The sequence below is a fragment of the Streptomyces sp. NPDC001604 genome (assembly GCF_042893475.1).
Lineage (GTDB): Bacteria > Actinomycetota > Actinomycetes > Streptomycetales > Streptomycetaceae > Streptomyces.
On record NZ_JBIAUY010000013.1, the window covers coordinates 54295 to 69071 of the forward strand.

The 14777-nt window shown below is 69.1% G+C and carries 13 protein-coding genes; 9 read left to right on the top strand and 4 right to left on the bottom strand.

What is annotated here, in order from left to right:
- Nucleotides 1–16: 16 nt before the first annotated feature.
- From ACFY1E_RS30190 to ACFY1E_RS30225, 8 genes are all read left to right on the top strand, one after another.
- Entirely contained in the window at nt 17–337 is a 321-nt protein-coding gene (locus ACFY1E_RS30190; protein ID WP_389081200.1) for a hypothetical protein, read from the top strand.
- Complete coding sequence (locus tag ACFY1E_RS30195) at nt 337–762, top strand: TadE/TadG family type IV pilus assembly protein (protein WP_389081202.1); 426 nt, start codon at nt 337–339, stop codon at nt 760–762. Before ACFY1E_RS30190 ends, ACFY1E_RS30195 begins: the two co-directional genes overlap by 1 nt.
- A 14-nt stretch (nt 763–776) precedes the next feature.
- On the top strand, nt 777–1223 hold the full coding sequence (locus tag ACFY1E_RS30200; RefSeq protein WP_389081645.1) for a TadE/TadG family type IV pilus assembly protein: 447 nt from the start codon (nt 777–779) through the stop codon (nt 1221–1223).
- Entirely contained in the window at nt 1220–1666 is a 447-nt protein-coding gene (locus tag ACFY1E_RS30205; RefSeq protein ID WP_389081205.1) for a TadE/TadG family type IV pilus assembly protein, read from the top strand. Before ACFY1E_RS30200 ends, ACFY1E_RS30205 begins: the two co-directional genes overlap by 4 nt.
- Nucleotides 1666–5130 carry a hypothetical protein gene (locus ACFY1E_RS30210; protein WP_389081207.1) on the top strand — a complete coding sequence of 1155 codons (3465 nt, stop codon included), beginning with the start codon at nt 1666–1668 and terminating at the stop codon, nt 5128–5130. Before ACFY1E_RS30205 ends, ACFY1E_RS30210 begins: the two co-directional genes overlap by 1 nt.
- Nucleotides 5131–5318: 188 nt before the next feature.
- Entirely contained in the window at nt 5319–6557 is a 1239-nt protein-coding gene (locus tag ACFY1E_RS30215; RefSeq protein WP_389081210.1) for a DUF2637 domain-containing protein, read from the top strand.
- Between the two features lie 479 nt (nt 6558–7036).
- Nucleotides 7037–7396, top strand: a complete 360-nt coding sequence (locus tag ACFY1E_RS30220) for a hypothetical protein (RefSeq protein ID WP_389081212.1) — start codon at nt 7037–7039, stop codon at nt 7394–7396.
- 57 nt (nt 7397–7453) lie between these two features.
- Nucleotides 7454–8224 (top strand): aminoglycoside adenylyltransferase family protein, encoded by a 771-nt coding sequence (locus ACFY1E_RS30225; protein ID WP_389081215.1) that lies wholly within the window; start codon nt 7454–7456, stop codon nt 8222–8224.
- Between the two features lie 986 nt (nt 8225–9210).
- On the opposite strand, the gene ACFY1E_RS30230 is transcribed toward ACFY1E_RS30225, so the two are convergent.
- The 4 genes from ACFY1E_RS30230 to ACFY1E_RS30245 all read right to left on the bottom strand — a co-directional run bounded on the left by ACFY1E_RS30230 (nt 9211) and on the right by ACFY1E_RS30245 (nt 12912).
- Entirely contained in the window at nt 9211–10461 is a 1251-nt protein-coding gene (locus ACFY1E_RS30230) for an amidohydrolase family protein (protein ID WP_389081218.1), read from the bottom strand.
- Complete coding sequence (locus ACFY1E_RS30235) at nt 10458–11639, bottom strand: MAB_1171c family putative transporter (RefSeq protein WP_389081221.1); 1182 nt, start codon at nt 11637–11639, stop codon at nt 10458–10460. The genes ACFY1E_RS30230 and ACFY1E_RS30235 overlap by 4 nt, the downstream gene beginning before the upstream one ends.
- Entirely contained in the window at nt 11630–12019 is a 390-nt protein-coding gene (locus ACFY1E_RS30240; protein WP_389081223.1) for a hypothetical protein, read from the bottom strand. Before ACFY1E_RS30240 ends, ACFY1E_RS30235 begins: the two co-directional genes overlap by 10 nt.
- Before the next feature lie 425 nt (nt 12020–12444).
- Nucleotides 12445–12912, bottom strand: a complete 468-nt coding sequence (locus ACFY1E_RS30245; protein WP_389081225.1) for a helix-turn-helix domain-containing protein — start codon at nt 12910–12912, stop codon at nt 12445–12447.
- A gap of 867 nt (nt 12913–13779) precedes the next feature.
- On the opposite strand from ACFY1E_RS30245, the gene ACFY1E_RS30250 reads away from it, so the two are divergent.
- Entirely contained in the window at nt 13780–14766 is a 987-nt protein-coding gene (locus ACFY1E_RS30250; protein ID WP_389081228.1) for an AraC family transcriptional regulator, read from the top strand.
- The last annotated feature ends 11 nt before the right edge of the window (nt 14767–14777 follow it).

The window sequence follows — 14777 nt, forward strand, 5'->3', positions numbered from 1 at the left end:
AGAGAGGCATAGGAACATGAAGCACACTGCAGCCCGCACCCGCCGTGCTGTGCTCCGCGCGACAACGCACCCACACACCAGCCCGAATGACGCGTCCCGCAGGCCGGAGCGTGGTGGCCGGGGCCCGCACACCTGGGCGCGCGCCCATCGTGCCGTCCTGCGACTGACCAGCCATGTGCAGGAAGGCCTTCGGGAGGCCGCCCGTCGGCCGGACCGCGGGGACATCTCCACCACCACCGTCATCATCTGGGTGGCCGCTGTGACCGGTGCCGTCCTGATCGCCGGGACCATCGCCGTGGTGATCGGCAAGTACAACGGCATCCTCAACGGACTGTGATGAAGCCTGACGAGCGACTGCAGGCGTGGTGGCAGGGGCGACGGTGGCGCGACGACCGTGGCGATACCAGCATCCAGATGGCGATCGTCTTCCCATTCGTGCTGCTCGCCGCCCTCGCCGTCATCCAGGCGTCGATGTGGTACTACGCACGGCAGATCGCCCTGACTGCTGCCCGCGAGGGCGCCAGCGCGGCCCGCGCCTACCAGTCGAGCCCGGCCGCCGGCGCGGCCCAGGCACAAAGCGTGCTGGGGCGCACCGCCGGTGACAGCCTGCGCGACTACAGCGTGTCCGCCAGCAGCAACGGGCAGCGGGTGCGGATCCAGGTCTCGGGCACGGCCCTGTCGATGATCCCTGGCGTGTCGGGGCTGCGGATCACGCAGTCGGCCTCGGGCCCGCAGGAGCGCTGGACTGTCCCCGGGGGGTGAATGACGTGCGATACATGGCCCGTTGGGCGCGCCGACTTAACAGCGATGAGGGCAGTGTCGCGATCGAGGCGGCCATCATCCTTCCGGCGCTGATCATGTTCCTGTGTATGGCGATCGCCGGCGGCCGGATCGTCACCTCCGGCTCGAAGATCGACTCTGCGGCCGAGGACTCGGCCCGGGAGGCGTCCATCCACCGCACGGCGGCGGCCGCCCAGGGCGCCGCACAGTCGGCAGCCGCCGAGTCTCTTGACGACCAGGGCATCAAGTGCGCGTCGACCTCCGTCCACGTCAACACCGGGGGTCTGAGTGTGCCGGTGGGCCAGGTCGGCACGGTCACCGTGACGGTGACCTGCACGGTCCATCTGTCCGACCTGCTCCTTCCCGGCGTGCCCGGGGCCAAGACGCTCACCTCGACGGCGACCTCGGTCGTCGACCAGTACCGGCAGCGGGGGGATGGATGATCTTGCGTCGGATCGTGCGGGCACCGTACGACGACCGGGGAGGCGTCACGGTGTTCGTTGCCATCTGCGTCGTCGCGCTGATCGGGATCATCGGCGTTGCCGTTGATGGCGGCAGGAAGATGCGCGCCACCGAGCGCGCCGACTACATCGCCGGCGAGGCCGCCCGGGCCGCCGGACAGGCCATCGACCCCGCCCAGGCCATCAACGGCACGGCGATCGTCGTCAACCCCGAGGACGCGGCCGCCGCCGCACAGGCCTACTTGCGCTCCGCCGGCGCCACCGGCACGGTCAGCGTGTCCGGCGACAGCAAGGCCCTCACCGTCACGGTGACCGGCTCGATCGACACCACGTTCCTGTCGGCGGTCGGGATCGGCTCGCTCTCGGTGACCGGCCACGCCACGGCCACCCTCCTGCACGGCGTCACCGCTCCTGAAGGAAACTGATGCGCGCCACCCCCTCCCCCGCCGCAGCCTGGCGCACCCTGGGCCGGCTCCTCACAGCAGTTTTGAGTCTGCTGGTCCTGACCGCCGCTGTTGCCGGGCTGCCGCTGCTGCTGGCCTGGGCCACCCCCATCATCTGGGCTGCCACCCACGACGACCTCACGCACCTGCTGGACCGTCAGGACACGGGTTCCGCGTTCCTGCTGCTGCTCGCCTGCGTGGGCTGGATCGCGTGGGCGCAGTTCGCGTTCTGCGCCGTACGCGAACTGATCGCGCAGATGCGGGGCCGGACCTGGCACGCCCCGCGAGGGATGGGTGCCTCTCAGCGCGCCGCGGCTCTCCTGATCGGCAGCATCCTGGTGCTGCTGCCGACGAGTTCGGCCCTGGCCTCCGGCGCCCAGGCCGCCCCGACCACCGCGGCAGCCCACGACCCGGGCCAGACCCAGACCCCGCAGGCCGCCGAGACCGAGCTCGCTGCGAACCCCTCGGCGAGCACCGCGGTGTCCAGCACGTCGTACACGGTGCGCGAGATGCGGCCTGCGGAGAGCCTATGGGGCATCGCTGAACGGGAGTTGGGCGACGGTGAGCGGTGGCGGGAGATCGCTGCCCTCAACGAGGGCCACACCATGGTCGACGGCATGACCTTCCGTGCGAACAGCTTTCTGCAGCCCGGCTGGCAGCTTCAGATGCCCGACACGTCCATGGGAGTGGGAGGCCTCCGGACGCAGTTGGGTGAGGTCGCGCCAGCTGCTGGCGAGAAGAGCGAGCACGTCCTCACGGTCCGCTCGGGCGACTATCTGTCGAAGATCGCGGAGAAGGAGCTCGGTGACGGTGACGACTGGCCCGAGCTGTTCGAGGCCAGCCGGGGCCAGGAACAGCCGCACGGCCTGCCCAAGATCACGGACCCGAACGTCATCTACCCGGGGCAGCAGGTCACCGTGCCCGGCGCGCAGGCCGAGGAGCCGTCCCAGGACCGTGACCAGGGTGATGAGGCGGGCAGCCAGGAGACTCCCCCTGCCAGCCAGAACCCGGACGGTGAGCAGAAGCCGGGCGAGGGCACGGTCACCGGCCAGGCGCCCGCGCCGCGCCAGACCACCACGCCCGCACCCCGGTCGTCGAGCCCCAGCCCGCCGGCAAGTCGCCCTGCCGAGCAGCCCGGGCAGAATCAGGCATCGCCCTCGGCGACGGCCTCCGCGACCGCGCAGCCCCGTGTCAGCGCGTCGCCCTCTGCCGCCTCCCCGTCGGCCTCAGCCGAAGCGCCCGGCTCGGCTGCTGCCTCCTCCCCCGCCCCGACGGTGTCCAAGACCCCGGCGTCGGCTCCGGCCAGCAGCCCGCTGAATGTGCGCACCGTTCTTGGTGCCGGCGCGCTGCTGGCGGCCGCCATCACCGGCGCCCTGGCCCTGCGCCGGACGCTGCAGCGTCGCCGCCGCAAGCCCGGCGAGACGATCGCCATCGCGCCGGAGACATCCGCGGCAGAGGCGCAGTTGGCGGCGGCCGCAGAGCCGGGCGGCGCTGCCCGCCTGGACGTCGCGCTGCGGACGCTGGCCCACCAGGCGGCCCAGGATCAGGACGCGATCCTGCCGCGGCTGCGGGCTGCCCGGATCGGCGCCCGCGCGGTGGAGGTGCTGCCCGAGGATCTCACCGAAGCCCCTGCGGCACCCTTCAACTCCGGGAAGGGCGGATGGTGGGTCCTGCCCGCCGACGCCGCTCTCCTGGACGGGGACGACGCCCGCGAAGTGCCGGCACCGTATCCGGGGCTGGTCACGATCGGCAGCACCGCGGCAGGCGACCTGCTGCTGCTCAACCTCGCCCACCTGCCCGCGCTCTTGCTGGACGGCAACCCCGTCCGCATCACCGAAGTATGCACCTCGCTCGCGCTGGAACTCGGGATGAGCCCGTGGGCAAGCGAAGTCGAGGTCGTCACCGTGGGGTTCGGCGAAGACCTGCCGCACCTGCTGCCCACCGCGCGGATCGCCCACATGCGGCAGCCCGCACACGCCCTGCGCGATCTAAGCGAACGGCTGCTGGAAGCGCACCAGCTGCCCGAAGCCCAGCACCAGCCGTACGTGCTGCTGTGCGCGTCCCCTCTCGACGAGGACACGGCCTGGCAGTTCGCCGACGTCATCGACCGGGCGGGGACGGTGCCCGTCACCCTGATCGCCCCGGCGAGCACGGCCGCTGCCAGCTTCCCCGAAGCGGAGATCCTCAACGTCTCGCTCAGCGAGCCACAAACCCTCGACTACGTCGGCGCCGACGTCACCGTGCAGCGCCTGGAACACGCCGCCTACCTGCAGATCACCACCGCGCTGACGGTCTCCGGACAGCCCTCCCACCCGGCCGCGGGGCCCTGGCAAGACGTACCGGACGAGCCCGACCGCGTGCAGCACCCCGAGCGCACCGAGCCGGAGGAGCCAACCGCGTCCGCGGCCGGCTCCGTCCCGAGCGTCTCGCTGGCGGTGGCATCCGACGCGGACAGCGGCGTGTTCCCGGCGCTGCTGACCGCTACCACCGATCCGTCCGGACTGCGGCTCCTGCCCGCGGCCGCGCCCTCAACTCCGGTAGGCGACGATCCTGGCCCGGATTCTGAGGCCGTGCCCCCACCCTCGCCCGCAGTTGAGACCACCGACGGCGACGAAGCCCCGGAGGCCGACAGCCACGAGGCCTCGCTCGAGGCAGGCGAAGCACCAGAGCACGACGAGGGCGAGACGCAGGACCTGCACGCTCCGGAGATCCGCGTCCTGGGGCCGGTTGAGGTGACGGGCGTGGACAGCACCGGCCACGGCCCGAGAATGGCCCAGCTCGCCGCCCTGCTGTACTTCCGGCCCGGCCGGAGCGCGGATGTCTTGTGTGCCGACATGGATCCCGTCAGCCCCTGGTCGACGAGCACCCTCAACGCGCGGATGCAGGGCCTGCGCAGCTGCCTGGGCAGCGACTCAGCCGGCAACCTCTACGTGCCACGCCGCAAGACGGCCGAGGATCCCTACCAGCTCGCCGATGGCGTCCGCTGCGACTGGACGCGCTTCCTCCAACTCGTCGAACACGCCCTGCCGCTGGGCCCGGCCGGCCTGACCGACCTGGAAAAGGCGCTGACCTTGGTACGCGGCAAGCCCTTCGGCGGCCGGCCCCTGCCCTGGGCCGGACCCCTCCAGCAGGAAATGATCACGCGGATCATCGACGTCGCCCACACCGTGGCCACCTACCGCATCCCCGCAGGCCCCCACCACGACCTCCACGCCGCGCGTCAGGCCATCGCGACCGGCCTCGAGGTCGACGACACGGCCGAGCTGCTGTACCGGGCGTGGATGCGACTCGAGGCAGCCCACGGAAACCGCACCGGACTACACACCGCCATCACCCGCCTCCAACAGATCAACCAGGCACTGGACTGCTCACTCGAGACGGAGACCACACAACTCATCAACGAACTCCTCAGCGGCACAACCGACTTTCGCCAGCCACTGCCGTGATGACCGGCATGCGATCAGCGCCACCCACCCCGACCGCGGCCCAGCTGACGACGCCGCCCTGTCCCGTGGACCGAAGCGCGGACGCCGAGCCGCCAGGGGCGCCTCCGGCCAGTCCGCGCAGCACACAATCTGCCCTCAGCCGCCCCCAGCGAGGCCTTATCGCCACGGTCGTTTCCGGTGCGGTCATCATGGCTGGCATCGGCTTCGCCGGTTCGTATGCGGCGGTCCGTGAGTTGGCCATCAAGAAGGGCTTCGGGACCTTTTCCTACGTCTTCCCGATCGGCATCGACGCGGGCATCTGTGTGCTGCTCGCGCTGGACCTTCTCCTCACCTGGATCCGCATACCGTTCCCGCTGCTGCGGCAGACGGCCTGGCTGCTGACGGCGGCGACGATCGCCTTCAACGGCGCGGCGGCCTGGCCGGATCCGCTGGGTGTGGGTATGCACGCGGTGATCCCGGTGCTGTTCGTGGTGTCCGTCGAGGCGGCCCGGCATGCGATCGGCCGTATCGCCGACATCACTGCCGACCAGCACATGGAGGGCGTGCGCCTCACGCGCTGGCTGCTCTCCCCCCTCCCGACGTTCCTCCTGTGGCGCCGGATGAGGCTGTGGGAGCTGCCCTCCTACGAGCAGGTCATCAAGCTGGAGCAGGAGCGTCTGGTGTATCAGGCGCGGCTGCGTTCGCGGTTCGGGCGTGCGTGGCGGCGTAAGGCTCCGGTGGAGTCGTTGATGCCGCTGCGGCTGGCCCGGTACGGCGTGCCGCTCGCCGAAACGACCCCGCCAGGCCTCGCAGCAGCAGGCATCGAAGCACCCCACCTGTTCCCGGTCGAGCAACCCGCATCGCCACCCGCACTTGAAACGGCTGCTGATCCGGTCAAGCACCCTGCCGCCAGACGGCACCCGGATACGAAAGCGCTGCAGACGGCGCCCTCGGCTGAGTCCGCACCGGCATCCGACACACGAAGCGGCCCCCAAGTGAACGCCGCCCGCCAACACCCCCACACCACCTGGGACTACGACGCCGACCGCCAACCACCGGCCACCCTCACCGCCGTCGACCGCTACTACCTCGCCTGGGCGGACCTACAAAAACAACACCGCGATGCCGCACACACCTCCACCCCAGCGGCCCAACAACTGTCCACCTACCTGGCCACCCAGGGGATGCACGGTCGCGACGGCCGACCTCTCAGCCCCGCCACACTGCGCCGTTATCTCCTGCCCTTCCGCCTCTATAGCGTCTGGGCTCAATACCGGCAACACACACCCAACCCACCACTCGAGACCATCGCCCAGCAGTGCACGACCCATGGCATAACAGCCCAATACAACAAACCCATCACCGCCGCCTACCTCACCCAACACGCCACCGACTTCGAACGACGCTGGCACGCCCTCGCCCGTCACCGCATCCACCACCAGCAGTGACCACACCCGGCCAGGCCGAGTGAGACCACCCCGTATCCGGCGGGGATACTTGACCCGCCCACAAGCCTCGACGCGCTCCCCCGCGTCTAGCGCCGCCGGCCGCGAGAACAGCCACCGACGACCCGCCACTGCCCAGCACCCGCGTCGAGGAACTCCTCACCGCGTTCAAGGGCGCCTTCGCCCCCCACGCCCCGCCCAGTCCCCTCTCCTGAGGCGCTGCCTCGCCGCCCCCATCCCCGGCGCCACCCACTGGGACGGCCGATAGCCGCTCGCGAGCACCGAGCCCAAGGATCAAATCCCGGGGTCCTGAGCGCCGTTCGCCGCACGGCACCTGCGCTGCTGTCGGCCCGGCGTCCACGGCCGGGGCGCGGTAGGACTTACCGCCCCGTGCGGGTGAGGAGACGACGAAGGCCGGGCGTGCCGGGCACCGGGCTCGCTACGAAGATCACAACCGTCTGGGATCTTCGAAAGGGAGCCTCGTGCGTTCCACCCGCGCCGTACGAACCGCGGCCGCCGCGCTGTTCGCGCTCGCCGCCCTGCTCACCCCGACCACCGCCCACGCCGCCGACCCCGGCGACACCGTCGCCCTGCCCGTCCGCGACGCCCTGGCCGCACTCCCCGTCCACGATGAAGACCGCACCGGATACGAGCGGTCGAAGTTCCGCCACTGGATCGATGCCGACCGGGACGGCTGCAACACCCGTCAGGAAGTACTGAAATCCGAGGCTGTCGTCGCCCCGGTGCAGGGTCCCAACTGCGCCTTGACCGGAGGTGAGTGGTACTCCCCGTACGACGACACCTACTTCACCGCCGCCCGCGCCCTCGACACATCGCCCTGACCAGCCGAAGTCAGATAATGCGGTGCAGCCGGCCGGACGACAGGAGACGCTGGTGCAGTGAATCAGGTTCAGCAGATCGTGGAGCTGGCCGACGGTGTGCTGGGCCAAAATGTCATCGGCACCTACCTCCACGGCTCCTCCGTACTCGGTGGACTCCGGCCGGCCAGCGACGTCGACGTGCTCGTCGTCTCCCGGCGGCGCATGAACGAGCAGGATCGACGGACACTCCTCGGTGGACTGCTCCAGATGTCCGGCTCCCGGAACAAGGCCCGTCCCATCGAGCTCACCGTGGTCGTCCAGTCCGAGGTCCGGCCGTGGCGGTACCCGCCGACCGGCGACTTCCTCTACGGCGAGTGGCTGCGCACCGAGTACGAGGCCGGGGAGGTCCCCCAGCCGGAGCCGATGCCCGATCTGGCCCTGCTGATCACTATGGCGCTGTCCGGCGACCACCCCCTCACCGGCCCGCGCCCAGCGGAGGTCCTCGACCCGGTTCCGCAGGCCGACCTGGTCTGGGCGAGCGTGGCGGGTATTCCCGGCCTGCTCGACGACCTGGACAGCGACACCCGCAACGTCCTGCTGACCTTCGCCCGCATCTGGACCACGCTCGCCACTGGCCAGATCAAGCCGAAGGACGCCGCCGCCGACTGGGCCCTCGCCCAGCTCCCGCCCGCGCACCGTCCCGCCCTCGAACACGCCAGGCAGCTCTATCTCAACTGCCCCTACTCCGAGGAGAGCTGGAGCGATGCATTGCAGGCGCAGGTGCGTCCGCATGTGGACCGGGTGCTCGCTGAGATCGACCAGCTGCGCAATCGAACCCCGCGGACGTGAGGGCCACGGCCTGAAGCCCCAGGAGCCGAACCTGACAGTTGCCCACCTGCATTCGGCCGAGCCTTCCAGCACGGAGTGAGCAACTCAGCGGCGGCGATGTAGCCCACTGCACACGACCAAGCAGGTCCAGTACCCATCAAAGGGCGCACCTTGGCCAGGCCGAGCCGGAGTGAACGCCGTGCCACGGGCGCATGCCTCGCCTCACCATCGTCGACCGCAGCGTGCGCAGCCAAAAAAATGACAAAAACCTCCGCCTGCCGCAGCAGTTTCTGGATCTGCCGTATCTCCCAGGAGGCGGCCTCCCCGGCCGTCCGGGGCCACGGAGGCCGGTGGCCCTGTTGGCCGAGCGTCATCGACCATGCCGCGTCCCGCTCGATGCCTTCGGGCTTGTCCGCCATGTCGGCAAGATCGCTGTGCAGGAGCACAGTGTGCAGCTCGGTGACGACGTTGTTGATGTTGTTGGCGAGCATCATCTGCACCCACGTGTTACCGGTCAAATGCCGCTGGGTCACCTCCCGCAGACGGGGCGCCGTCCTCGCGGAGCAAGCCGCCGTCCACTGCCCGGCGCTGTCCCTGCTGCGCTCTCGCTTGCCCCGGCTCGCTTTGCCCACCCGGCAACCTCCCCCAGACGACGGCCAGTTGCCGAAGCCGTACCCGACCACGCCATGGGCGACACGGCGCGATCCAGCCGTGCGACGTAGGCGACGGGCCTCGGGATCGACGGTGCCCGTGCTGCTTCACGGCCGACGCGCGTCGTCGAGGACCGGTGGGCTGCGGGTGGGGCCGGCACTCCCTGCTCCCGCCGGCGGGCACCGCTAGGACTGCGGCGATGACAGCGAGCCGGTAGTGATCACCGATCCCGGTGAGCAGCAGTCGGGCCATACGGGCGGAGTTGGCAGCCGCCGTCGCCCCGTTGCCAGGCGCCGGCGGCTGGCCTACCGTTCTCGGACTCTCGAACAGAGCCACGGCTCCGTTCACTTCGAGCGTCAGCGCTCAGCCGGCTCCGCTGCGCCGGGCCGCCGCCGGGCCCATGACAGAGCTGCGGAGTCCGGGACATGGAGACGGCCACCAGCCAGCACAAGCCGCACCGCCCGCAGGGCATCCAGGCCGGCCAGAGGGTCACCGTCTACGACCAGGATGTCGGCGCGGCACCCTTCGGCGAGACGCCCGGTCTGGTCGCTCAGTCGGAGTGCGGTGGCGGCGTTGGTGGTGGCCATGTCGATGATGCGGTGCCTTGGAAGGCCCAAGTGCTCGAAGAATTCCAGGCTGGAGATGAGACCGCCGAAGAAGGCTCGGGGGATGCCGGCATCCGTCCCCGCTACGAGCTGCACTCCGCTCTCTGCCATCCGTCGCGTGGGCGCGAACAGCTCAGCGGCCTTTTCGGGACCGACCCGGTCAGCGAAGGACCGCCAGTTCGGGTGGTTGGCAAGGCAGACGTGCATCTGCTTGGCGATGATCTGTGCGAGGAGGTCTTCGCGCAGGTCGGAGGTGCCGTCTTCGGTCATCCAGCTGCAGTGCTCGATCGTGTCGACCCCTGCGGTGATCGCGGCGGCGATACCCTGTACGCCGTGCGCGTGGGCGGCCACCGGCAGACCGAGCCGGTGGGCTTCCTCCACCACGACGGTGAGTTCTTCGGTGGTGAACTGAGGCTGCCAGATCGAAGGGCCGCCGCGGGTCAGCCCTCCGCCTGTCGCCATCACTTTGATGACGTCCGCGCCTTCCTCGGCGTTTCGGCGCACCTTGTGCCGGATCTCTTGCTCGCCCTCGACCTCGCCGCCGAGGAACCAGCAGTGCCCCTTGGGGGTTGTCAGCGGCGCGGTGGCGGCGAGAATCCGCGGCCCGGCCACGGTGCCTTCGCGGATGGCATCCCGGAGTTTGACGGTCAGGCCGCCACGGTCGCCGAGGTCACGGGCGGTGGTGATGCCGGCGTCGAGCAGTTGCTGAGCTCGGCCTGCCATGCCCAGGAGAAGCGTCGCATCGTCGCTGTCGGTCAGCGTGGTGACCGGGTCCGGTCCGGCGTCGAAAGCCAGGTGGACGTGGCAGTCGATCAGCCCGGGCAGCACGGTGGCATCGGGAAACTCCATCTCCTGGCAGCCCGGTTGTGTGTGAGCGAGCACGTCGTTGCGTGCCCCGGCCGCCACGATGGTGTCGCCTGAGACGAGGACAGCGCCGTCGTCGATGTGTGTGCTGCTGGGACCCAGCAGTATGCGTCCTGCGGTGATGAGCAGCTGGTTCACGACGTCTCGCTTTCTGCGTCGGTGTGTTTGGCCCCGGCGAGGACGCGTCGTCTCACCGCGTCCGACAGCTGGACCAGCTGCCGCACGTCGTCTTCCAGGCTTTGCGTCAGCGGCATCGCGACGGCGACAGCCTGGACGGGCGTATGTGGATGATCGCTGTGCAGCGCGGCGTAGAGCCGGTCAGCCATCGCGTCGGCCCACCCCGGCTGGTCCTCCCCCAGGCCTGCGGTTGGCGCCAGGTAGGGGCTGATCCGGACCAGGCCGTCACGGCACTCGATGACGCGGCGGTAATAGCGGCGGTGCAGGCCAAGCGGGAGCAGGCGGTCGCGCCACGGTGTGGCCGGCATCCGGTAGAGGGAGTGCTCCGGGTATGCCTCATGGAGCATCTGCCACAGCGGCCCTAGCCTGTGATACATGCGGCGGTGCTGGCGGCGCACCCGCACTGCCGCCAGCCGGGTGGCGGCCCCGGGGTAGCTGACCCCGAGGAGGAACAGCGGCACTGCCAGCGCGATGATCACGCTGGAGGCCCAGGTGACGGTCCGGGGTACGGTGCCGCCCTGCCAGCGAACCACGGTCAGCACAGTGCGGATCGTGCAGGACCCGGCCATGGCGCCGATCCCCACCGCCGCCATCCAGAGTCCCGTGGCCAGCGGCCGCTGTGAGGCACGGGCGTAGGAGCAGGTCCATCGCAGGGCCATGGACAGGGCGTAGACGAGATACACATCCGCGATGAGGTAGAAGCTCACCAGAGCCGGATCGCGCAGGTCGGATCCCTGGAAGTCTGCGCCGTGGTCGCCAACGCCTGCCGCAGCTGTCGCCGTAATGAGGCCGATGGCGGCGAGAGTCAGCAGAAGTGCCTCCCGGCGGGCGCGTCTGTTGCCCTCATCCGCATCGGGGGCGGCCGAGTACAGGTAGAAGCACATCAGCCAGAACACCATGCTGAGCACGCACAGGTTCTGCACAAGCCGAGGGGCGCTTGGCCCGGCCAGAGAAGCGATCCAGCCGGAAAAGGGCTGTCTGGCCAGGACGAAGGAGCAGGCGGCACTGATCAGGCACAGCGTGACGGCGCGCAAGGACGCGTCCCGGGGGGCCTTGATCAGCTGAAATATCTTCCATCCCAGCGCTGCGACGAAGGCCAGGATCATGGCCACCAGGATTACGGAGACGATCACAGCCATCCCTGCCTGTCACCCAGCGCCGTCTGGACTCGCCGCACTGAGGCGTCCGTTGGCTGCGGTGGTGTGACCCTGTTCAGTACCGAGGCCCACTCCAGGATGATGGTGGCGACGAGTTCCGCCTCCCGCTCGTGCTCCTGGTCGTAGGACGTGCGGCCCAGTGCCCGGCGGATCGTTTCGGGCGAGAGGTCGGGCATCATCAGGGCCCACAGCTCCTCGTCGCCGTCGTCACCGTGGTGATCGGCCAGGATGTGGCCCACCTCGTGCAAAATGATGTGGTCCTGGTGGGCCTTCGTCGTCTCGCTCTGGCAGACGATGAAATCGCTGGCACCCGTGGCAATCCAGACCCCGAATGGGCCCGGCACCGGCAGGGCGTAGGGCACCACATGAATCGGCCGGCCTCGGCGTTCGCCCAGTGCGCGGCACAGGACCTCCACCTGCAGGGGTGGTTGAACGTCCAGCGCTTGGAGCTCCCGTTTGCAGCGGCGACGAAGCTGTCGCTCCTTCAACCGTTCCCCCTAGATCCAGGTTGAACTTCCTTAATGCGACAACGGCTCATGCTGTAATGCGGCATCCGTACTGGTTGGCCACTACAGTCCGAATCGCACCAGGCCTGGTCAGGGCATGACACGACTCGTTCACAAACCGTCTGCGACGGAACATTAGCGAAGGGTTGACGAGGGGCGGCAAAGGCCCCCGTCAGAGGGCTCCGGTCCAGCGGCTGCGGCCAGCCGCCGGTGAGCTGCAGTCCGGGCCGAGACGGCGGGTACCCCCCTGTGGGCGTACTGCGGGTGAGTGGACGCGACGGTCAGGCATCACCGCTGTGCGAGTCCGGGTCTTCTTGCAGTCCTTCCAGCTTGCGCAGGTGACTCACGACCCCGGCCAGGGTCTGACGGCTGGAATCGGAAAGCCCATGTGCCCGAAGCGCGATGTTGCGCACATCGCTCTCCTTCAAAGCCTGCAGCAAGGCGAGTTGCTCGTCGATGCGCTGCGCCTGCTCGTTGTCGAGGAAGTAGGCGGGGCTGACACCGAAGTACCGGGCCAGAGCCTCGAGGTGCTTCATGGTCGGGTTAGTCTTCCTGCCGGTACGCAGCTGCCAGATGTAGGCGCCGCTGATCGCCCGCTCCCCCGCGGCGATGTTGATGGCAGCGGCGACGTCTTCGTGAGACGGCGCCTTCTGGCCCTTCGGCGTCGAAGTTTCGAACAGGTGATCGAGCTTTTGTGCGAGCGTGCGGCCCGCCTGGCCGCCGGCATCATGCTCGGTCGCGCTGCTCATCCCCCGACTCCTTGCCAGTTCATGGGCTTCCGGGCCTGAGTGTACTGAAGGAACCTCAACTATTGCTCAGTGCCCGCAATTTTACTGGTCACGAAGTGGATCTCGTGTCTAGTATCAACCGCGGTCATGAACTGACGTTAATGGGGGAGTGATGGCAGCACGCACCCGTCCCGCGGGACACCAGCCGAAAACGGTAACGACCAGACCCTGCCTGCCTCGACTGACCAGCGAGGGACAGCAGGCCACTCCCCTGTCGCCGTGGACCGGACACAGCACCAGACACAATCACCCAGGCGGCCGCGGGTGCTCTGACCCACGGTGCGAAGACGTGGGCCCCGACCTGAATGCCATGACTGCGGCAGGCCCGTGATTGGTCCAGCACGCCCCGATGGCATCTGCCGCGACTGCAGACAGGACATAGGGGTGCGCACAGCAGCTTTCGACGAGCCGTGTGACGGCGACAGTCTGCGGCTCAACAGCCCCATCAAGAAGAGACCAGCTGGCCCCAGATCTGGGGTGTGGTTTCGCGTGTGATCACGTCCGCCGGGACACCCATGAATACACAGTGGTCATGTACATGACCAGTACCAAATTCGGCATCTTTGGCAATCATCGAGAAGGCGGGGGCACTGTGGCGTTTTGCGCAGAGCGGAGAAGAAGCACGAGGCGGATACGGCACTGGACAGGCTGCCATCTCTGGACCCGGCCGCTTGCCGTGGCTTCCGCCTCCTCGACGGTGGTCAGCGTGGCGATCCAACCCACGCCCCTGGCCTCGGCCACCACCCGCCAACCACCAGCTGGGAGGCACACCAAGCCTGTGCCCGTGACGGTGGTCGTTGCCCACTGCCACCAGCTCAAGCTCCCGACATGCTGACGCAGACTGTCTTCCGCAGCGAGGACTTACCGGTTGCCGACCGGTTCGACGCCTGGTGCGAGATCATGGGCCGCGTACCAGCGCCCATGGAAATGACCAGCGAGTTCGCGGCAGACTTCCAGGCTCGCCTCCGGTGTATCCCGCTCGGCAAGGCGAACGTGTACCTGACGACGTTCCAGCAGGCAACCCTCTGCCGCACGCCGCGCCTGATCCGCCAGTCCGACCCGGAGGCCTACAACCTCTCGGTCCTCCTGAGCGGAGACGGCGGGACGGCATGGGACGGCTACGAGGCCGCCTATCGGCCACTCGACTTCCACATCGCCTCCACCTCCCTGCCGTTCGAGGTGTGGAGCGCACGGCCGCCGGCCACGATCGTCGGCGTCGAGATTCCGCGGGCTGCGCTGTCATTTCCGTCTGGCCGGGCAGACCAAGCGATCGGGCGGCAGGTGTCGGGGCGGGAGGGCGTAGGGGTGCTGCTCAGGCAGTTCCTCACTCATGTGACCGCCGATGCCTGCCCGTACCGTCCGGACGATGCCCCGCGCTTGGGGACCGTGCTCACTGACCTGGTCGCGGCCCTTTTCGCCCACACCCTCTCCGCCGAGCCGCTCCTGCCGCCTGAGGCCCACCGACACACGCTGCTCCTGCGGATCAAGTCGTTCATTCACCACAACCTGGCCGACCATGACCTGACGCCCAGTCGGGTCGCCGCTGCCTTGAACCTGTCTCGTGGTTACCTGCATCGTCTGTTCCAGCAGGAGGGCATCACGGCGGCTAGCTACATCCGCCGCCTGCGCATGGAAGCCGCACGCCGGGACCTGGCCGATCCCGCCCAGCACCGCATTCCCATCCATGCCATCGCAGCCCGCTGGGGATACCCGCGCGCCGCCGACTTCACCCGCGCCTTCCGGGACACCTACGGCATGCCGCCCATCGAGTACCGCCGGGACGGCGCTCGACGGCAGGCTGCTTATGCACGGTGACGCAAGGGCGC